The 19,789-nt window shown below is 31.3% G+C and carries 22 protein-coding genes; 8 read left to right on the top strand and 14 right to left on the bottom strand.

Going from position 1 to position 19,789, the window contains the following annotated elements; genetic code table 11:
• Positions 1 to 6: 6 nt before the first annotated feature.
• Both H1R17_RS08990 and H1R17_RS08985 read right to left on the bottom strand, forming a co-directional pair.
• The gene (locus tag H1R17_RS08990) at positions 7 to 618 is read right to left on the bottom strand and encodes a DUF417 family protein (protein WP_163432247.1); all 612 of its coding nucleotides are present in this window, start codon (positions 616 to 618) and stop codon (positions 7 to 9) included.
• Positions 619 to 692: 74 nt separating this feature from the next.
• Complete coding sequence (locus tag H1R17_RS08985) at positions 693 to 1,508, bottom strand: AraC family transcriptional regulator (protein ID WP_163432248.1); 816 nt, start codon at positions 1,506 to 1,508, stop codon at positions 693 to 695.
• A 157-nt stretch (positions 1,509 to 1,665) separates the two neighbouring features.
• Here H1R17_RS08985 and H1R17_RS08980 point away from each other — a divergent pair, with 157 nt between their 5' ends.
• Positions 1,666 to 2,076 carry a hypothetical protein gene (locus H1R17_RS08980; RefSeq protein ID WP_163432249.1) on the top strand — a complete coding sequence of 137 codons (411 nt, stop codon included), beginning with the start codon at positions 1,666 to 1,668 and terminating at the stop codon, positions 2,074 to 2,076.
• A gap of 11 nt (positions 2,077 to 2,087) precedes the next feature.
• Complete coding sequence (locus H1R17_RS08975; protein ID WP_163432250.1) at positions 2,088 to 2,540, top strand: GNAT family N-acetyltransferase; 453 nt, start codon at positions 2,088 to 2,090, stop codon at positions 2,538 to 2,540.
• A 75-nt stretch (positions 2,541 to 2,615) separates the two neighbouring features.
• Here H1R17_RS08975 and H1R17_RS08970 read toward each other — a convergent pair whose 3' ends face one another.
• Positions 2,616 to 3,449, bottom strand: coding sequence for a hypothetical protein (locus tag H1R17_RS08970; RefSeq protein WP_240453353.1), 834 nt, complete (start codon positions 3,447 to 3,449; stop codon positions 2,616 to 2,618).
• 49 nt (positions 3,450 to 3,498) lie between these two features.
• Positions 3,499 to 4,161, bottom strand: coding sequence for a DUF6304 family protein (locus H1R17_RS08965; protein WP_163432251.1), 663 nt, complete (start codon positions 4,159 to 4,161; stop codon positions 3,499 to 3,501).
• Between the two features lie 98 nt (positions 4,162 to 4,259).
• On the opposite strand from H1R17_RS08965, the gene H1R17_RS08960 reads away from it, so the two are divergent.
• Entirely contained in the window at positions 4,260 to 4,961 is a 702-nt protein-coding gene (locus tag H1R17_RS08960; protein ID WP_163432252.1) for a sterol desaturase family protein, read from the top strand.
• A 26-nt stretch (positions 4,962 to 4,987) separates the two neighbouring features.
• On the opposite strand, the gene H1R17_RS08955 is transcribed toward H1R17_RS08960, so the two are convergent.
• The 7 genes from H1R17_RS08955 to H1R17_RS08925 form a co-directional block, all read right to left on the bottom strand.
• Positions 4,988 to 5,428: a carboxymuconolactone decarboxylase family protein gene (locus H1R17_RS08955; RefSeq protein ID WP_163432253.1), complete on the bottom strand. Its 441-nt coding sequence runs from the start codon at positions 5,426 to 5,428 to the stop codon at positions 4,988 to 4,990.
• A 108-nt stretch (positions 5,429 to 5,536) separates the two neighbouring features.
• A complete protein-coding gene (locus H1R17_RS08950; protein WP_163432254.1) occupies positions 5,537 to 8,629 on the bottom strand; it encodes an efflux RND transporter permease subunit in 3,093 nt (1,030 codons plus the stop codon).
• A gap of 3 nt (positions 8,630 to 8,632) precedes the next feature.
• Positions 8,633 to 9,727: an efflux RND transporter periplasmic adaptor subunit gene (locus H1R17_RS08945; RefSeq protein ID WP_163432255.1), complete on the bottom strand. Its 1,095-nt coding sequence runs from the start codon at positions 9,725 to 9,727 to the stop codon at positions 8,633 to 8,635.
• 1 nt (position 9,728) lies between these two features.
• Positions 9,729 to 10,979 (bottom strand): TolC family protein, encoded by a 1,251-nt coding sequence (locus H1R17_RS08940; RefSeq protein ID WP_163432256.1) that lies wholly within the window; start codon positions 10,977 to 10,979, stop codon positions 9,729 to 9,731.
• Positions 10,980 to 11,051: 72 nt separating this feature from the next.
• Entirely contained in the window at positions 11,052 to 12,398 is a 1,347-nt protein-coding gene (locus tag H1R17_RS08935; RefSeq protein ID WP_240453354.1) for a sensor histidine kinase KdpD, read from the bottom strand.
• A gap of 1 nt (position 12,399) precedes the next feature.
• Positions 12,400 to 13,077 (bottom strand): response regulator transcription factor, encoded by a 678-nt coding sequence (locus H1R17_RS08930; protein ID WP_163432257.1) that lies wholly within the window; start codon positions 13,075 to 13,077, stop codon positions 12,400 to 12,402.
• Between the two features lie 233 nt (positions 13,078 to 13,310).
• Entirely contained in the window at positions 13,311 to 14,534 is a 1,224-nt protein-coding gene (locus H1R17_RS08925; RefSeq protein ID WP_163432258.1) for a porin, read from the bottom strand.
• 86 nt (positions 14,535 to 14,620) lie between these two features.
• On the opposite strand from H1R17_RS08925, the gene prmA reads away from it, so the two are divergent.
• Positions 14,621 to 15,463: a 50S ribosomal protein L11 methyltransferase gene (gene prmA, locus H1R17_RS08920; protein ID WP_163432259.1), complete on the top strand. Its 843-nt coding sequence runs from the start codon at positions 14,621 to 14,623 to the stop codon at positions 15,461 to 15,463.
• A complete protein-coding gene (locus H1R17_RS08915) occupies positions 15,463 to 15,738 on the top strand; it encodes an ATP-dependent Clp protease adaptor ClpS (protein WP_163432260.1) in 276 nt (91 codons plus the stop codon). The genes prmA and H1R17_RS08915 overlap by 1 nt, the downstream gene beginning before the upstream one ends.
• Positions 15,739 to 15,756: 18 nt before the next feature.
• On the opposite strand, the gene H1R17_RS08910 is transcribed toward H1R17_RS08915, so the two are convergent.
• Together H1R17_RS08910 and H1R17_RS08905 are read right to left on the bottom strand one after the other, a co-directional pair.
• Positions 15,757 to 16,602: an ATP cone domain-containing protein gene (locus tag H1R17_RS08910; RefSeq protein ID WP_163432261.1), complete on the bottom strand. Its 846-nt coding sequence runs from the start codon at positions 16,600 to 16,602 to the stop codon at positions 15,757 to 15,759.
• Between the two features lie 3 nt (positions 16,603 to 16,605).
• Positions 16,606 to 17,001 carry an acyl-CoA thioesterase gene (locus H1R17_RS08905; RefSeq protein ID WP_163432262.1) on the bottom strand — a complete coding sequence of 132 codons (396 nt, stop codon included), beginning with the start codon at positions 16,999 to 17,001 and terminating at the stop codon, positions 16,606 to 16,608.
• Between the two features lie 109 nt (positions 17,002 to 17,110).
• Between H1R17_RS08905 and H1R17_RS08900 the strand changes: the two genes are divergently transcribed.
• Genes H1R17_RS08900 through H1R17_RS08890 form a run of 3 tightly spaced genes read left to right on the top strand, consistent with a single transcriptional unit; the run spans position 17,111 to position 18,917 of the window.
• A complete protein-coding gene (locus H1R17_RS08900; protein ID WP_163432263.1) occupies positions 17,111 to 17,404 on the top strand; it encodes a hypothetical protein in 294 nt (97 codons plus the stop codon).
• Positions 17,404 to 17,778: a hypothetical protein gene (locus H1R17_RS08895; RefSeq protein WP_163432264.1), complete on the top strand. Its 375-nt coding sequence runs from the start codon at positions 17,404 to 17,406 to the stop codon at positions 17,776 to 17,778. Before H1R17_RS08900 ends, H1R17_RS08895 begins: the two co-directional genes overlap by 1 nt.
• A complete protein-coding gene (locus H1R17_RS08890) occupies positions 17,778 to 18,917 on the top strand; it encodes a glutathionylspermidine synthase family protein (RefSeq protein WP_163432265.1) in 1,140 nt (379 codons plus the stop codon). Before H1R17_RS08895 ends, H1R17_RS08890 begins: the two co-directional genes overlap by 1 nt.
• A gap of 29 nt (positions 18,918 to 18,946) precedes the next feature.
• Here the strand turns inward: H1R17_RS08890 and H1R17_RS08885 are convergent, their stop codons facing one another.
• Complete coding sequence (locus H1R17_RS08885; protein ID WP_163432266.1) at positions 18,947 to 19,786, bottom strand: 1,4-dihydroxy-2-naphthoyl-CoA synthase; 840 nt, start codon at positions 19,784 to 19,786, stop codon at positions 18,947 to 18,949.
• Positions 19,787 to 19,789 lie beyond the last annotated feature (3 nt).

Raw genomic sequence — 19,789 nt, 5'->3', positions numbered from 1 at the left:
AAAATGTTATTTCTGTTTCTTTTTTAAATAAGTTGAAGCCGCATTTGACGCGATAATTAATCCACCAGCCATCATGATGATATCTTTAATTACTAATCGTCCAGCTACTGCTAAATAAGGGAAACCGTAGTTTGGCGTAGGATAATCGCCTCCTAAATTCGGTACAAATGTTTCAGGTGTAGTAATTAGAAACGAAAGTGTAACTATTGACATACAAAAGGTTAGCAATCCACCTAAAACTCCTATTTTTGGAAACCAAATGCCCAATAAAACCAAAATTCCTATTAAAACAATTACAATTCCCAATCCATAAGAAAACAAATAAGTTCCGTTTTCTTTATGCCAATCAATATGCTTTTGTACAACTTTGCCTTCTGGATTTTTATATAAAGTGTAAGCCACAACTTTCTTTCCTTCTTCGTTAACTTCTGTCTGGTTGGAGTGCTTGTAGAAAAAACTCATAAGTGGACTATTGCTTACAAAAGGAACAATACCATCGGCCTCATATTGAAACGCTTTAAGCCCTCCTATCCAAACCATTACTATAAAAATGGCAATATTTAAGAAATAAATAAACTTTTGCTGTGCTTTTGAAAGCAATCTAAATATTTGAATCATCCTGTTGTTTTTAAACATCAAATATCACAATTCAATTTCTATTGCAAAATGGCTTTTTTTGTTTGAAACATGTACTATTTTGCTACTATTGAAATTCCTACTTGTTCTCTATATTTTTTTGGCGATACCCCTACTTCTTTTTTAAAATATTTACTAAAATAAAATTCATCATCAAACCCTAATTCAAAAGCTATTTCGTTTATGTTTTTATATGTTAAATGCAATTGTTTTTTAGCTTCCAAAACCCATCGCTCTCGTATTAAAACAGTTGGAGGTTTGCCATAAAGTGCTTTTACTTTTTTACTCAAAGCTTCGTTGGAAACACTATAATGATTCGCATAAAAGGCAATTGATTTCTCTATTAAAAAGTGTTTTTCAATTAACTCTCTAAAAGAACTAAATTCATTGTATTGTTGCGAATTCGTTTGATGCAAGGTCAATTGTTTTTCTTTACTGCAAATAGCTAATATTACCTGAAGATACGCCTTCATTAATGCAATTTCATACGATTCTGTTTGGTTTTGTAGCTCTTTTATTTTGTAAAAAAGTCGCGCTATTTCATCAAACTGCTCCTCATTAAGAAGTATATATGGAGTATCGTAAATATTATTAAACAAAATACCGTTGCACGCCACCTCTTTTTTATGATATTCAATACAATAAAAATCGCCATGAAAAGAAAGAATTTGAACACTTTGTTCTGAATTATTTTTCATTTGAAAATATTGATAAGGGCTTAAAAAGACACAACTTTTTTGATCAATTTCATAATCGATCATATCAATAGAAAACTGCGCTTTGCTTTCAATTAATAAAACATAATAAAAAGGATTATTCAGTTCAAAAAGATTGTTGATGCAAAAGCTGTTGATTAAACTTTTTGTTTTCATGTAGATTGATGTAAAAAATCGGTTCTCTAAAATACAAAACATACTCTTTTCTGTTCAGAATAAATTCCTTTTTTATGTGCATATTTAATTAATTGATTTTATAGATAGATTGTTTAAATTTGAAGAAAGTTAGTTACATAATTAAGAACTGAGGCTGATGGCAAAAAATGAATTTAACAAGATTGTTGATAAAATGGTAGATAATGATTTGTTGGACAAATCGCTTAATCTAACCAATAACGAACTTGATTTTTTGCAGAAAAATCCAAGACTTCTTGCAAAACTTTCAGATACCAGTTTTATTAAGAAAAAATATATTTTTCGCTTGGCTGCTGTTAGTGTTTTTATGGTGGTAATTGCAAAAATTGCTGAATACACTGAAATGCTTTCTCATTACACCGTTTTGAATGATTTGCTTACCAATGTATTATTTTCTGTTGCAATGGAAATGCTTGGAGCTAGTATTATTGCTTATTTCTTAGAAATTACTTTAGAAAAGCGTGTACAGCAAAATCAAAAGATTGTTGAAAAAATTATGGAACGCATAAACCTAGAAAAAACTGTTTAAACTTATTTACCATGTTAAAAATAATTTCTGTTAGAAATACACCCGAATACAAAGAAAAAGCAATACAATATTTACAAGAAAGTTGGTCTGAAGTATTACCTATTATTTATGAAGATTGCATAACAAATTGTATAACTGCTAAGCAAGAATTGCCTCAATGGTATTTATTAGAAAAAAACGATGTGCTTATTGGTTGCGCTGGATTAATAACAAACGATTTTATTAGTAGAATGGATTTATATCCGTGGCTTTGCGCCCTTTTTATTGATGAAAAACACAGAGGCAACCATTACAGTAGCTTATTAATTGAAAAGGCAAAAGAAGACAGTAAACATTTTGGTTTCAAACATTTAAATCTTTGCACGGAACTTGTTGGTTTCTATGAAAAATATGGTTTTGAATATATTGGAAATGGTTATCATCCTTGGGAAGAAGAATCTAGAATTTATCAAATAAAGCTTTAAAGCAAACAAAAAACGCGCTTCTGTTTACAAATCTTTTGGAATTTCCTTTGAATAAAAATAAATTAAAATAGCTTATTACCAACCTGTTACCAGTAAGTTCTTTGCCGCTTTTATAGAACATTTTTGATACTTAGAATAAGCAGTAGCAGCTCGAGTTTGAATGGATGTGTTTGATTCTTTATCCAGATATCCGCTTAAAGCATCGTGCAGAATATAAGCTTCAGGCGCCATTAAGTTACTTGTCCATACCAATGGGTTAACTTTTGCATCTTCCAGATGTGGTCCAAAAAAGCGCTTGCTATAACAAGCTAATACAATAATATCGCGCTGTTTTTCATCAGTGTTTTTGAAATCATCTGTTAATTGAAAATCCATCAAACCATCATGACCTATGTAACTTAATAACTTTGCATTTCCTTTAATACCAATGGTTTTACCTTTAATTTGAATTGTATCCTTTTGTTGTCCGGAACTACTGTAAAGAAAATCAGAGGTCGCTTTTTTGATTTCTTTGCCATCATAAGCATCTGCAATTAAGTAGAAATTTTGGGTTTTGTGTTTAAAAACCAATCGTTCTAATACAAAATCATTTTGTTTGGAAGATTTCACTAATTTCCAATCTTTACTATTTTTAAAGTAGGTTTTTATACCATACATTGCCCCCCAATACAAATTGTTTGCAGGATCTTGACCATTACCTATTTTACTAGGCACAGGAACAATACCTTGATATTTATTATCGCAAAGTGCTACAAAAATATGAGCCGTTTGAATAGAAGTGTCGTAAACCAAAGTATCCTTTGAGGTATTTTGGTTGCTGTTTTCTTTTGATAATGCAGTTTCTGTTTTTGACTGACAATTGCAAAATATAAAAAGAAGTACAAAGCTGTATAAAATTGATTTTATCATTGTTGGTGTTTAATGAGTTAATTTATTAACGTTTTAGCTCAAGACATAATTACAAAACAGTTCCTCTATATCCAACTGATTTATCTCTGATTTCGTATTCAACACAACAATAAATCTCTTGCTGTTGCGAATCGTGTAGCTCTAAATTCATCATGTATTCATTTTTATTATGGACTTGTAAGTAAGCTTCTTTTTGGTTCTTAAAACATAAAACAGAGCTCATAAAACCTTGACCATAAACGGAATAATCAGCATAGAGACAGCCATAACAATTTTTAAAGCGATATTTACCGTTGAATTGACGTTGTATTTCATCAAAAATCAACTCCATGAAATCATGCTTTCCTTCATAATGCTCATCATCTATCTGAAATGAAACCGTTGCTTGTTCAAAATTATCTTTCAGCTCTAATTGTACATCCATAGTTACTTTAATTTCCTTTTTAGAAGACATATCAATCAAAATTTGAGGGATTTTTAAAGAAAGCTGATAATTTTTTAGTTCATTATAATTTTGACGATGGATAACAACACCAAAATCAATTAATTCCTGTTCTGTGAACTCATTTATGTTTTCTAATTCAAAGGAATCTAAGTCAGAACCACTGAATTTGAAAGCTCCAATTTGCATGTGAAACTCATCAAAATCATTGATAACTTCAACGTTATAACTTCCTGTTTTATTGGTGAATATTCCGAGGTATGTTGGCATAGCAAAAATTATAAAATTAATTAAGAAAACAATATTTTAACCTCTTGTTGTTCACTCTTTTTACACTTTGTTTCATTTGAAATGTGTACTTTTAATAAATGAATTGGATGTATTATTTAGAAAAAATATCTTGGTTAGAATCGCTATTATTGAGTTTGATCAGTAATGTGTTTTTATATCTTTTCTCGATTGGATTATACCTTTTCATTGATAAAACTTGTTCTAAAGATAAAATTCAAGAGAAAGATCACCCCTTTAGCAAATCTGATTTGTATTTAAGCTTTATAACCGTTTTTATAAATGCACTTGTAATGCTTATTGGTGTTTTTTTATGGAAATTTCAATTAATTCAACTAAACAATAATAAATCTATTATAACAATCATATTAGAAATAGTTATCATTACACTTGTAATGGATTTACTTATGTATTTTTTTCATTATCTGGCTCATATTCCTCTGATTTACAAAATAATTCATCAAAAACATCATGAACATATTAGTACAAACCAACTTAGCCTATTTGTATTACACCCTTTTGAAACTTTTGGTTTTGGGACACTCATGTTATTGGTTTTTATAACATATCCTTTCTCAATGATTTCGATTATTACCTATTTAATTTTAAACCTTATTTGGGGAACAATTGGACATTTAAATAGGGAATTCTTTCCAAATTGGGCTCAGAAAATATATATTGGCACATCTAAATTTCATAATCAACATCACCTAAATAATCAAAAAAACTTTGGCTTTTATACATCTATTTGGGATAGAATATTGGGTACGTACAAAAAGTAATTTTTAAACATACCCAATAACATATATTACTTCTCATGAAACATTTGTGTTGAAACAGCAATTCTGTTCCAAGCATTTATGGTAACAATTTGCATGATGATTTGAGCAATTTCATTATCATTAAAGTGTTTTTTAGCCTTTTCAAATGTTTCATCTGTCAACCCATGATTGGCAATTAAAGTAACCTCATCTGTCATTTTCAGGATTACTTTTTCTAAATCATCAAAAAGCGGCGATTCCCACCAAGCACTAATAGCAAAAATGCGTCTGTTTGTTTCTCCATTTTTCATTGCTTCTTCTGTATGCATGTCAATACAATAAGCGCAACCATTAATTTGAGAAGCCCTAATTTTGATTAACTCTTTCTGTTTTATAGTCAATATGGATGTTGAAAGGTATTTTTCTAAAGCAAACATTGCTTTGTAAGCATCGGGTTCTAAGTTTTGAATGTTTATTCTATTTTTCATTTTTTAAGGATAAAGTTTTTAATGAAGTTACTGATTTTTATTAAATCAAAATAAAAAAATCGAGATCAATTGACCTCGATTTTAGAACTAACACTTAACAAACAAAAATTATTTTTCTTCCTTTTTATATGCCCAATAAAAAACAGTGGGCAAAACGGTAAAAGAAAGTATCAAACAAATAATCAATCCACCTACAATCATAATGGCTAAAGGTCGTTGAATTTCTGATCCCATACCTGTTGAAAGGGCTGCAGGTAACAATCCCATAGATCCCATTAAAGCAATCATAACAACTGGGCGTATCCTTGTTTTTACACCATTGATGATAGCTTCTTTCAATTTCATCTTATGTTTTAAATTATCACTAATCACTCCAATTAATACAATTCCATCAATAGTAGCTACACCAAAAAGAATGATAAAACCAATACCGGCAGATATTCCAAAAATAGTTCCCGTTGCCCAAAGTGAGATAAATCCTCCAATAAAAGCAAAAGGTAAGGTTAATGCTGCAATGGCTGTGTCTTTAATGTTTCCAAAATTGGTGTACAGCAATAGTAAAATAAGCACTAATGAAACAGGTACCACTAACATTAATTGATTTGCTGCGCGTTCTTTGCTTTCAAACTCACCTGCCCATTCCATAAAATTCTCTTTTGGTAACTTAACATCCTGCGCAACCACTTTTTTAGCTTCTTGAATTGTGCTACCTAAATCACGACCTTCAATACTAAAACCAACCCCAATATATCGGCTGTTACCTTCACGATAAATAAATGCGGGACCTGTTTGGTACCCAATCTTAGCAATTTCTTGCAAAGGAACGTTTTGACCGTTACTGGTAGGTATCAAAATGTTTCCAATTTTATCAGGTGTATCACGATATGCTTCCTGAAAACGAAGAATAACATCAAATTGTCTATCGTTTTCATAAAACTTAGTAGCCGCTTGTCCTCCAATTGTCATCTCAATAACAGCCTGTACATCAGCAGTACTAATGCCGTATTTAGCCATCTTTGTATCGCTTAATTCAATCCTAAGCTCTGGTAATCCAATATTTTTGTAAACATTGATATCGGTTATACCGTTTACTTTTTCAATTGAGGTAGCTACTTTATTGGCGTATTTTTCTAAATCGTACAAATCATCACCAAAAATTTTGATCACCAAAGAACTCTTCACTCCTGCTACATATTCTTCTACATTGTCTTGTATGGGCTGAGAGAATCCAAAATTAATACCTGGGTATTTGCCTAATTTTTCTCTCATTTCTTGAATGATTTCATCTTTAGAAACACTTCTCTTCCACTCTGCCTCATCTTTCAATTGGATGTTAAATTCGATATTAAAAAATCCGGTTGGATCTGTTCCATCATTTGGTCGACCCGTTTGTGTTAAAATGAAATCGATTTCTTCGCAATCTTTTTGCAATAATTGCTTCATTTCTTTGGTTAATTTGGTTGATTCTTCCAAATTAATACTGTTGGGTAAGGTGGCGCGCACATAAATAGCGCCCTCGTTCAATTTTGGAAGGAATTCTGATCCGTAGTGCGAGAATTTAAACAAACAAAGAGCTAAAATGCCTAAAAAGATTCCTATTGTAGCTTTTTTATAACGAAACGCCGTTTCATACAATCCAAAAATAGTTTTTTGAAAAAAGCGTGTAACAAAGTTTTCTTTCTCTTCCATGTTTTTCTTAAACAGCAATTTACACATAGCAGGCACATAAGTTAAACTTAATATTAAAGAACCTAACAAGGCATAGCCTAATGTAAATGCTAAAGGCGAAAACATTTTACCCTCGACCTTTTGAAATGAAAAAATTGGTAATAACGCTACAATTAGAATGATTAAAGCAAAGAAAATATAAGAAGCTACACTGCCTGCACTTTTCTTAATAACGCCCATTTTGCTCATCTTAGCAAAGCGCTCTGCTCCTACTTTGTGCTGCATGGAGGCTAAGGCAACAAAGACGGTTTCTACAATAACTAAGGTTCCTTCTAACAACAGTCCAAAATCCAATGAGCCCATGGATATTAAATTGGCGGGCAAGCCTTGAATTTTGAGCATGATAATAGCAAATAAAAACGAAAGCGGAATAACAGATGCTACAATAAAGGTTGATTTCCAATTATATAAAAATATAAAAACGATTAAGGAAACCAGTAAAATACCTTCTACAATATTTTTAGAAACGGTATGTACAGTGTTATCAACCAATTTGGTACGATCAACAACAGTTTCAATTTTTACATGATCAGGTAAAGTTCTACTATTTAGCTCTTCAATTTTTACTTTAAGGTTTTCTATTACTTCTGATGGATTTTCGCCACGTAACATAATAACAATACCTTGAACCATATCATCATTTTCGTTATAACCAACTTGTCCTAATCTAGGTTTGTTTGAAATAACAACATCTGCTACATTTTTGATAAGGATTGGTGTAGAACCATTTAATTTAACGGTGATGTTACCGATATCTTCTATTTTATCTAGCAAACCTACTCCTCTTACAACATACGCTTGATCGCCTTGCTGAATAACATCTCCACCAACATTAATGTTTGATTTAGAAACTGCTTCATAAACATCCAAAGGCGATAAATCATAATTTTTTAATTCTGTTGGATTGATTTTAATTTCATACGTTTTTTCTTCTCCTCCAAAACTAACCACATCAGCTACTCCAGATACAGAAAGTAATTCGCGTTCTATCACCCAATCTTGAATTGCGGTTACTTCCTTAATAGGTAAATCGCTTTTTATAACGTAACGAAAAATTTCACCTGTAGCACCAGATGGCGGTTCAATATCGGCATCAGCGCCTTCTGGTAAATTAACGCCACTTAACTTATTAGATACGTATTGCTGTGCGTAAAAATCATCTACACCATCTTCAAACTGAACAGTTACAACCGATAATCCGAAAAGAGAAATGGAACGAATATTAGATTTATGCGGAATACTATTCATTACTTTAGAAACTGGTAATGTTACTAGTTTTTCCATTTCTTCGGCACTTCTTCCTGACCATTGCGTTATAATGCGGGCTCTTGTATTCGTTACATCAGGAAATGCTTCAATTGGCGTGTGTTTCAATGCATACAAACCTGCAAAAAGCAGTGCAAATGTTGCAAAAATTATAAATACGGTGTTTCGTAACGAAAAAGTCACGACTGTTTGTACTAACTTTTTCATTTGTTATTTATTTAGTTCGGCATATAAAAGCAAGGCATTAGAGGCAATTACTTTTTCGTTTTTCGTGAATTTTTCTTTCACAAATGTATTTTCTGTGTTTGCTGCAATTGGTGTTATTTTGCGCACCTCCATTGAACAATCGTCTTTATAAACCACGATGTATTCTTTATTATTCTCAAATATTTTTGCATTATTAGGAATAGCAAAAGCATTACCAATTACATTTTGTTTGTCTATAATAATATCGGCACTTAAACCTGGCATTAAATTAAGGTCTTGATTTTCTAACACAACTCTAGCTTTTATAACATGCTCATTATCATCAAAAACATTGTATATTTTATCAATTTTACCAGCATAAAGTCTGTCTGGAAAAGCAACCGTTTTCACTTTAACCGCATCACCTACTTTTACATGTTGTAAATTGTTCGCGTAAATATTGACCATAACCCACACCTGCTTTAAATTAGAAACAGAAAACAAAGCATCTTCCATATCACTAGAAACAGATTGCCCTGTACTGATATTTTTTTGAACGATGTAGCCATTTTTAGGTGCCAAAATTTGAAATGCGCCATTGCCAATTGCCTTGTACATAGACAAAGTAGCGTTTACTTTATCGACTTCTATTTGATTTGATTGCAACTGATGCTCTAATTCTGAAACTTCGGGTAAAGATGCCATACCATCTTGTAACAATTCTTTCTTAGCCTTTATTTGTTTTCGTAGTAAATCGATTTGATTTTGGTAGTTTCTTTTTTCTTGTACCAATCCTTGAACTTCGGTAGAATTTACAACGGCCAAGACTTGTCCTTGCTTTACATAATCGCCTAATTCAAAATGTACCTTGCTCACCACACCTTGCAACAAACTTTTAAAAGCAACCAAATCATTTTCATTGTATTCAACCTTTCCAGAAAGCGTTAATTGCTCATAAATAGGTTGTTCTTTCACTTCTGATATCAACGTTGTTTTCTTTAATTGCTCATTCAAACAAAAGCGTTTTTCTGTTGCTGCTTCTGTTTGATTTTCGTTTTTTGATTGACAACTAACTGCTAAAATTCCTATTGCAGTTAAAAAATATATTGTTTTTCTCATTCTATAAATCTTTACCTACGGTGTATTGTAGCTCTTCTAATGTTGTATTGTATGTTTCTTGCAGTTGAAAAAATGCTTGATTTGCCTGACGATATGCTTGTGTAAAATCGATAAACTCTAACAAAGTGATTTGTTTATTTTGTAAATGCTTTTTATAGTTTTCTAAGATTTGAAGCTGACCTTCAGTATCTTTTGACGGCCAATTATTTAAAGTTGTACTTAAACGATTTAACTGTTCATGCAAATTGACAACTGTTTGTTTCACCGAATGTTCCATAGAAAACAAAGTAGATTGTTGCTGTTTTACCATGGCATCAGAAGCTTTGATATTGCCTTTGTTGTTGTTAAAAATGGGCAAATCAACACTTACACCAAAACCAATAAAATCGCGCATAATGTTGCCGCCTCTATCATAATTCATTTGTAAAGTTAAATTGGGTGCGCGCTCTGCTTTTTCTAAAAGCAATTGACTTTCAGCTATTTTAATTTCATTTGCTTGACGTTTCACGCCTATATTTTGCAGACCAACATCGTTAAGAACATCTAAGGGTAATGAATGCTTCTGAATTTGATTCGTAGAAAACGCAATTTCATTAAGCTGTAAATTTGGCAAGTGTGTTAAGATGCGTAAACTATTTAAAGCTTCCCATTTTTCGTTTTCTAAAATAACTTGCTCTTTTTGTAAATCAACCAACTCAGTTTGCACTCTATAAAAATCAGCAGTAGCAATATTTTGCGCCTTGGCTTGTTTTTCATACTTTTCATTTAACTGCGAAAAAAGCGACAATGAATTTAATAACTGTACTTCTTCTTGCTTGATTCTGTTTAAACGATGGTAAGACAAACGCAACTCTTTTTTAAGCTCTCGCATTAACTCTTCGTATTCTAAAACAGCACTTTGCTTCTCTAAACGTTTAAGTGCTACTCTTTTTTTTCGCTTGCCTGCCGTTTCAATAACCTGCTCTAACTCAACAGATATTTGTTGATTTTTACCATAAGTACCAAATAAATAAGGTTGTTCTTCAACACGATATGTTTTCCAAAGATTGACTTCGGAAACAGACAAAGTAGGATTTTGCCATAATTTTTCTTGAACTATAAGCGCATCAGCCCTATCAATAGCATATTTAGATGCTATTAATTGGCTATTATTTACTAAAAAATGTGCTTCTAATTCTTGTAAATTAACGGTTTGCGCTTGTACCGATGCGCAAATACTGAGCACTAAAATGGGAATAAAAAAAGATTTCACTTCTAAAAATTTTACAATGTCAAAATTAGAAGTGTAAGATTAAGGTGGGTTTTAAAGTAGATTAGAATTAGATTAGAAATGCTTAAACTTTAGTTTAACAAGCGTTCCAACAGGTTTATTTGGAACAATTTGCAAATCGATCTGATGTAGTTTAAAAATGATATGCGCCATAGAAAGTCCAATTCCTTTGCCTTGATACTGTTTTGTATTTTGTCCTCGAAAGAAGTTCTGTTTAATATGTTCTAAATCATCTTCTAAAATGCCAATTCCTTGATCGGCAATATGTAACTGTAGCTTTCCATCTTCTTCAAACAAAGTAATCTTAACTAGCTTATTATCAGAATATTTAATAGCATTAAATAAAATATTGTTCAACGCCAATTCTAATAACTTTTCGTTACCCTGATAATTAAAAGTATGGATGTTTTGCACCTGAAAATCGACATCAATTTTTGCCTGATGGTACAATGTGGCATTTTCAATAACTTTCCAAACAATTTCATCAATCCGAATCATAGTTAGTTCAAAGCTTGTTTTTGCGCCCGAAAGTAACATCATTTGATCTAACGATTCTTGTAAATCATTTGTATATTGGTTTAACGCCAACAAGGTTTGTTCATACTCTTGGCTAGTGCGTTGTTTGTTTTTGGTAACTTCTAAAGTACCTATTAAAGCAGTAATGGGTGTACGAAGTTCGTGCGAAACATAATCAATAAAATTCTTTTGTATCGAAAAAGTCTGCGCAATTTGATCGATAAACTGATTGTAGGTTTTTATTAAATCATCCACCTCAGCATACGATTTTTTTAATTGCAAAGGTTCTTGAAAATTAGTAGTATTTCTCTTCTTTATTTGATTGATAATGTTGTTGATAGGTTGATAGGCAATGTATCCCAAAAACTGACTAAAAAAATAAATCAAAACCAAACTTGCAATAGAAACGATTGTTAGAATTTGTAACAACGAATTGAGTTGATCATTAAATTCTGTCTTTGATTCTCTGGTAACTACAACAAAATCACCTTGATTGTCTTTGTAAAAAATACCGTTATAAAAAAAGTCATTTGTAGCAAAACTACTAATCTTCTTTTGCTGTACATCGCTTAAAAAAACTGAAGAAATATTAATATCATGAGTCAACTTTCCGTTTACTTGTTTTCCATCAACACTATAAACAGCAATATTTTTTCTTGAGATATTTTTAGCCAATTGCGCTCTGATATCTTCATGCTCCATACTTGACAATTCGTCTTGATCTAAGTAAAAGATAGCTGCCAAAACCGATTTACTTTCTAACGATTTTAACTCTTTTCGTTCCATTGTATTGTAAAACGAAAAGTAGATAATAGCCGATATAACAACAATTACAACACTAAAAATGATTAAAGAATAAAGCGATAAACGATGTTTTAATTTCATATTACTCGTATTTAAACATATAGCCCACCCCTTTAATTGTGTAGATAAACTTAGAATTCAACTCGATTTTATTACGCAAATACGAAATATACACATCTACCACATTGGTATGATTATCAAATGTAATGCCCCAAACTGCATTTAAAATTTGAATTCGCGTTACTCCTTTTTCTTTATTTTCAACCAAATAAGAAAGTAATTTGAATTCGCGAGGAGAAAGTTCTATAGGTTCCTGAGCAATAAACACTTTATGCTGATCATAATCAATACGTAATGTTCCAAATTCAACAGCATTTTCAGGTTGTTCACGTTGTGAATAATTGTTTCTTCGAGTTAGCGCATTGATACGCGAAAGCAATTCATCAAAATGAAACGGTTTGGTAATGTAATCATCCGCACCAAAATCTAAAGCCGCCACTTTATCTTGTACCGCGCTTAAGGCACTCAACATTAAAATAGGTGCAAATACCTTTTTAAAACGCAGGGTTTGTACCAGTTGCATGCCGTCCATTTGAGGTAACATAATATCGCAAATAATAATATCCCAATGAATGGTGGTATAATGTTGAATTACATCTTCGGCAGATTTACACAATGTAACCAAATGATTGTTTTCTTCTAATCCTTTAATTAGAAAATCGCTTATTCTTTTATCGTCTTCAACAACTAATATTTGCATACCTAAAATGAAAACACAAAATTAAACATTTTAAATTACTGCTTATAAGTACTTTAAAATTCTAATGTGTTTTTAATATTTAAAAGAATACAATTGATAAAATTAATTTAATTATCTCTATTTTCAACATAACTTAAAACGCCTTTATTTTGTAATCTCAACTCATCTAAAAAATTAAAAAAGGATTAAAAAAATTTCTAATCCTTTTTTACTATGTTTAAAATACAAAAAATTTAAATTCCAATTTCTATTTGAAAACGTACATACCAATTATTTTTTTGCTTGCCTGAGTAATATTTTAAATCGTCATAAGTAACTTCGGCTTGTACTTTAAAAGCATGTTCCCAAATGTATTTAGTAACACCAAAACTATATTGTTTTTGATTAGGTACATTTAATCTATAAATAGCATCGTTTACATTTTGAGTAGAAAATCGACCTATTAATTCGTAATGAGACATAGGAAAAGTATAACTTACCTGATAATCCATACCTTCACCTGCAAATACATAACGTGTTTCTGGTAAACCTTCGCTATTTTTGCCTATTGTTAATGGGTTGTTGGTTGTACGATTCATGTAAGAAACCATACCTGCCCAACCGTTATATTTAGCAATTGCATCAATAAAAACCGATTGTAAATTACGCGTTTCATACAATTCATCACCTTGCTGACCACGAGCTGCATTGGCATCAAAATTTTTATGAAACACCCCAGAAACCATTAATTTAGGTTTTTCTTCACGCTGAATATCTCCTTCAAAATAATCACCTCCTTTTTTAAAAGTACCGAAAGGTAACACTTCTAATTTTCCGGTAAGCGCAACATTATTGTCTTTTCCACTCCAATTTCTACCATTTCCAGATGACACAGCTGTTTTTACGTTGTAAGAAAATTGGTCTTTATTTTGCTCGTAATAATTGGCTTGAAATCCAAAATCACGGTCAATATTAAATTGCGCATTATTTATAGAACGATCGGTTAATTGTAAAGACCCCGATGAATTTACACGCTGACGGTTTCCTGGTAATTTGGTTTGTCCAAATAAGAAACTCCAATGTTTGTTAGGATTATAACTTACCGCCGCATCGCGAATAATATTTAAATTTTTACCTTCTTCAATTTCACCCACATCACCTGGTGCAAATGATAATTGCAAAGCATATTGAAATTTTGGATTTCCTACATAACCATCAAAACGAAGGCGTAATCTACGAATTTGAGCATCGTAATTAGACTCTTTGTCTTCATAATCATAGTAAGTAACTCTGTTTTGCATTCTAAATCGAATGTTCAATTGAAACAAACTATCTGCCGATGTCATTCCTAATCCTTTACCATAACTATAATAAGGTAAAGCAGAAATTTTAAACTCTTCGATTTCTTTTTTATGATCTACTTGTGCAAAAGCAACCACATTCATTAAAACAGTTAACAAAAAAATAACCTTTTTCATACGTCAATTTAAAGATTTCTGCAAAAGTATGAGTAATTTTGTAGCGAATAGAAATGTAATATTAAATAAACGTTAAGGAATTGTAAATGGAATCTAAATACATAGCCTATCATTTTAGTGTAGCACCTAAAGAGCCAGGAACCGAAATACTATTAGCAGAATTAGGAGAGTTGGCTTTTGACAGTTTTGTTGAAACCGAAGAAGGATTATCAGCTTATATTCAAGAACATGAGCACACAGATGATATTTTAAACGATATCTATATTTTGCAAAATGATGAATTTACCATTTCTTACAAAATAGAAGAAATTGAGCAAATAAATTGGAACGAAGAATGGGAAAAAAACTTTGACCCTATTGATGTTGATGGAATTTGTTATGTGCGCGCTCCTTTCCACGAAAGTAAAAATGCAGAATACGAAATTGTTATAGAACCTAAAATGAGTTTTGGTACAGGTCACCATGAAACTACTTTTATGATGATGAAACATATTTTAAATATGGATGTTACTAATAAAGAAGTTTTAGATATGGGCTGTGGAACTGCTATTTTGGCTATTTTAGCTTTAATGAAAGGCGCAAAACATGCTGATGCTATTGACATTGACAATTGGTGTTATTTAAATTCTATTGAAAATGCAGAACGCAACAACATTATCAATATTTCGGTTTTTGAAGGAGATGCGGCTCTTTTAAACAATAAAATAGATACTTATGATCTTGTTATAGCTAACATTAACCGTAATATTTTGTTAAATGATATGGAAGCTTATGCCAAAACATTAAAACAAAACGGTACTATTTTATTTAGTGGTTTTTATACTGAAGATATTGCTGCAATAGAGCAAGAAGCTAATAAAAATCAATTATTTTTGGTAGATACATTAACCAGAAATAATTGGGCATCATTAAAATTTATAAAAAAGTAATGAGTACAAAAGAAAAAGTTTTAAAAGAAGTAAAAATTGAAGAATTACTTGGTAATGAAAATGTAATTGTTCTATTTAATGATGATGTAAATACTTTTGATCATGTTATAGATACTTTGGTTGCTGTTTGTAAACATGAACCTTTACAGGCAGAACAATGTGCTATGTTGGTACATTATAAAGGTAAATGTGATGTTAAAACAGGAGCATTAAAAGAACTAGTACCTATGTGCTCTGCATTATTAGATGCTGGTTTAAGTGCTGAGATTCAATAAAAAAATTGGGAAGAACAATTACAAGTTTTTCCCAATAATTTCTAAAGCTTCTTTTATAATTTCTTTTTTATGATTTTGGTCAAGATTTAAAGCGTTTAATACTGTAGGATTTTGAGCAAGTTGAGAAACCAAAATACACTCCTTGTCTAGTATTTCTTTTATATTTTCTTCGGGTAAACAAGTTAAACAAGTAATAGGATACAGAGCGTAATCATCAGTAATTTTCTTTAGACTATTATTCTCAGGATAATTCCAACTAATTAAATTAATATGATAGTAATTAGAAAAATTAATACTATCGCTAGTAAAAAAAGCATTAGTTATTAAGAAACCTTTTGTAGCAACAAAGTTATCATTGAAAAAGGAGAACTTTTTATCTTTTAAATCTTCAAAACGAGCTAAAAAGTACATGGGTGTAGTAACACTTATTTTAGCATCAATATCATTTCTAAATTTGCATTCACATATTAAAAAGTCTTTTTTATTAGTTGCTACAACATCTACTTCATGCGTAACTGTTGATTTTCCTTCTAAAGTTTGACCTGTTATTGCTTGATAACCTTGAGTTTCAAAAATTTTAGCTACCCATTTTTCAAAATAAAAACCGTCTGGACCAAGTTTTTGTAATGCTCTCTTTAAGCTATATTTCGCTGCAATTGATGATTTTATATTCTTTAAAGTAGCAAACGCTTTTTCATATAAATCTTTAGTTGGTATGCCATTATATAGACTTTTTTCTATTATGTTATACACCTTTTCAGCATCATCTTTATTAGCGCCTGAGTTTAATAATGATTTAATTAATCTTTCTTTTGAAAAGGAAGCAAAATCACCAGATTGTTTTTTTACTTGAAGATGCTCCATGTTTTATTTATTTTTTGATAATTTATCATGTACATATTCTACTTGAGTTTTTCCATGTGGTTTTGGAGTGCCTTCCGCATCTAAATTTACCATGGTAATTTTATCTACTGTAATAATTGTTTCATGAGTCATTTTATTGCGTACTTCACATTTCAATACCAATGAAGAATTACCAAATTTTACAACCTCTAAGCCAATCTCAATGATATCACCTTCTTTAGAAGCAGACATAAAGTTAATTTCAGACATAAATTTGGTAACTACATGAGGATTTTCTAATTGAACAATGCTATACAAAGCTGCTTCTTCATCAATCCAAGCTAATAGTTTACCTCCAAATAATGTTTTATTTGGATTTAAATCTTCAGGCTTTACCCATTTTCGTGTATGGAATTTCATAAAAATACTTTTTATTTTTAAAATTAGTAAAATATTATGAATAATTACTTTTTTGTTAAAGATGCAAAATGATAAAAAATTACCATCTTTGTAAATCAATGCATAAACAATGAAAAAGACATTTTTTTTCTTAGGTCTTATTATGTTATCAAGTTGTGGTAATACAAATAATGATCAAGCTTTAGAAAATTTAGATAAAAAATCATCTAGAGAAGTAACATTAACTACTGTAACCGAAGGTGATACCGTATACCATTTAACCAAGCAAACTATTTGGATCAATGGAGAAAAAATTGCTGATAAAGTTGACACACTAACTACTAAGTTGCAAGAAAACAGTTGGGGAGCTGATACTACTTCAATGAAATTAAATCAAATTCCAATTTACGTAACGGTTCAATAATGAAAAAACGATCATCTAAAGCAATACAATTATTTCTTATTTCATCTGTTTTGGCATCATGTAATAAACCAGTTGCTAAGCAAGAGAATCAGCCGCAACAAAAAGTATTTATGCGTGCCGATTCTACTGCACAATACACCAATGTAACGCAACAATACCATCAATCAAGTCATACAGGTGGTATGGGCAATACTTTGTTATGGTACATGGCATTTCGTCATTTAGGTGGTGGTATGGGCTATGCTAGTTCAGGCTTAAACCCAAATTCTGTTGTTGGTAAAAATACTGCAAAAGCAAATGCTTATTCAAAAACTACAACTCGTGGTGGTTTTGGCAAATCAGCATATAACTCTAATTCAAGAGTTTCTTCATAATGAAAATAAAACATCTTACTAAAGATCCAAATTGGATTAAGCGTGTTGAAGAAATTGGTTATGGATATCATACTGATGGAGAAAACCCGTATTGGGTAGATCATTATTATTATGCTATTTCAGAACAATTTGCAGATAAAATTTATCATGCTACTGAAGAACTTTGGGACATGTGTTTACAAGCGGTGGAACATGTAATTACGCATAAAAAATACGATTTGTTTCACATTCCAAATTTTATTCAACATCATATCGAAAAAAGTTGGGAAAATGATGTTCCAAGTATTTATGGTCGATTTGATTTTGCTTATGATTCAATAAAAGATCAGTTAAAAATGCTAGAATTCAATGCAGATACACCAACATCTTTATTTGAATGCGGCGTTGTGCAATGGTTCTGGAAAGAACATTTTTTTAAAAAGAGTAAAGATCAATTCAACAATGTTCATGATCAGTTAATTCAATCATGGAAAGATTTAAAACCTTATTTAAAAGGATCAATTCTTCATTTTACTTGCGTTAGAGAAAGTTTAGAGGATTTAACCAATGTTGAGTATTTACGCGATACTGCCATACAAGCTGGCATTAACACTAAGTTGTTATATATTGATGAAATTGGTTGGAACGGACAATGTTTTACAGATTTAGAAGAACAAGAAATTACATCTATTTTTAAGTTATATCCTTGGGAATGGATGGTGAACGAAGAATTTGGTTTTCATATAGTAAACGATGTTTTAGAAGCACAATGGGTTGAGCCTTCTTGGAAGATGATTTTATCTAACAAAGCTATTTTACCTATACTTTGGGAGTTGTATCCCAACCATCCGCTGTTATTAGAAAGCTATTTTAACAATCCTAAAAGCATGATTTCCTATGTTAAAAAGCCTTTATTATCAAGAGAAGGTGCAAACATTAGCATGGTTTATAATGATAGAACCATTTTTGAAACAGAAGGAGAATATGGTGCCGAAGGTTTTATATATCAAGAATTAGCACAATTGCATAAAGAAAGTTCAGGTTACAGTATTATAGGTAGTTGGATTATTGGTCAGCAACCTAGTGGAATTACTTTTAGAGAAAGTGATTATCCAATCACCACAGATAAAAGTAGGTTTATACCTCATATACTTGAATAAAAAATCGACCAATTGGTCGATTTTTTATTTTAAGGAATATACTTCTTTTCGAAATTTGGTTTGCGTTTTTCTAAAAAGGCATTTCTACCTTCAATAGCTTCATCACTCATATAAGCCAAACGAGTTGCTTCACCAGCGAAAACTTGCTGTCCTACCATTCCATCATCTGTTAAATTCATAGCAAATTTCAACATTTTGATAGAAATAGGCGACTTTTCTAATATTTCTTGTGCCCAATTATAAGCTGTTTCTTCTAATTCATCATGAGGAATAACGGCATTTACCATTCCCATTTCGTAGGCATCTTGCGCGGAATAATTTCTACCTAGAAAGAAAATCTCTCTCGCTTTTTTCTGACCTACCATTTTTGCTAAATAAGCAGAGCCATAACCGGCATCAAAGCTAGTAACATCTGCATCGGTTTGCTTAAAAATTGCATGCTCTTTACTTGCTAAAGTTAAATCGCAAACAACATGTAAAGAATGTCCGCCACCTACAGCCCAACCATTTACAACTGCAATAACAACCTTAGGTGTAAAACGAATTAAACGTTGTACTTCTAAAATATTCAATCGATGGTAACCATCATCACCTACATAACCTTGATATCCTCTTGCTCTTTGATCTCCTCCACTACAAAATGAATAAACGCCATCTTTAGGAGAAGGTCCTTCAGAGGATAATAAAATTACACCGATAGAAGTGTCTTCATGTGCATCTTGAAAAGCTCTTAATAATTCTGAAGTAGTTTTAGGTCTGAAAGCATTTCTTACTTCTGGTCTATTAAAAGCTATACGTGCAACGCCATTATACTTTTTGTACGTGATATCTTCAAAGTCAATGACTTTTTCCCATTTAATATTGCTCATTTT

This window comes from Flavobacterium sp. xlx-214, assembly GCF_013874595.1.
Classification (GTDB): Bacteria; Bacteroidota; Bacteroidia; order Flavobacteriales; family Flavobacteriaceae; genus Flavobacterium.
Note: the sequence above shows the minus strand (reverse complement) of the source record. Positions and strands in the feature narration are given on the sequence as shown.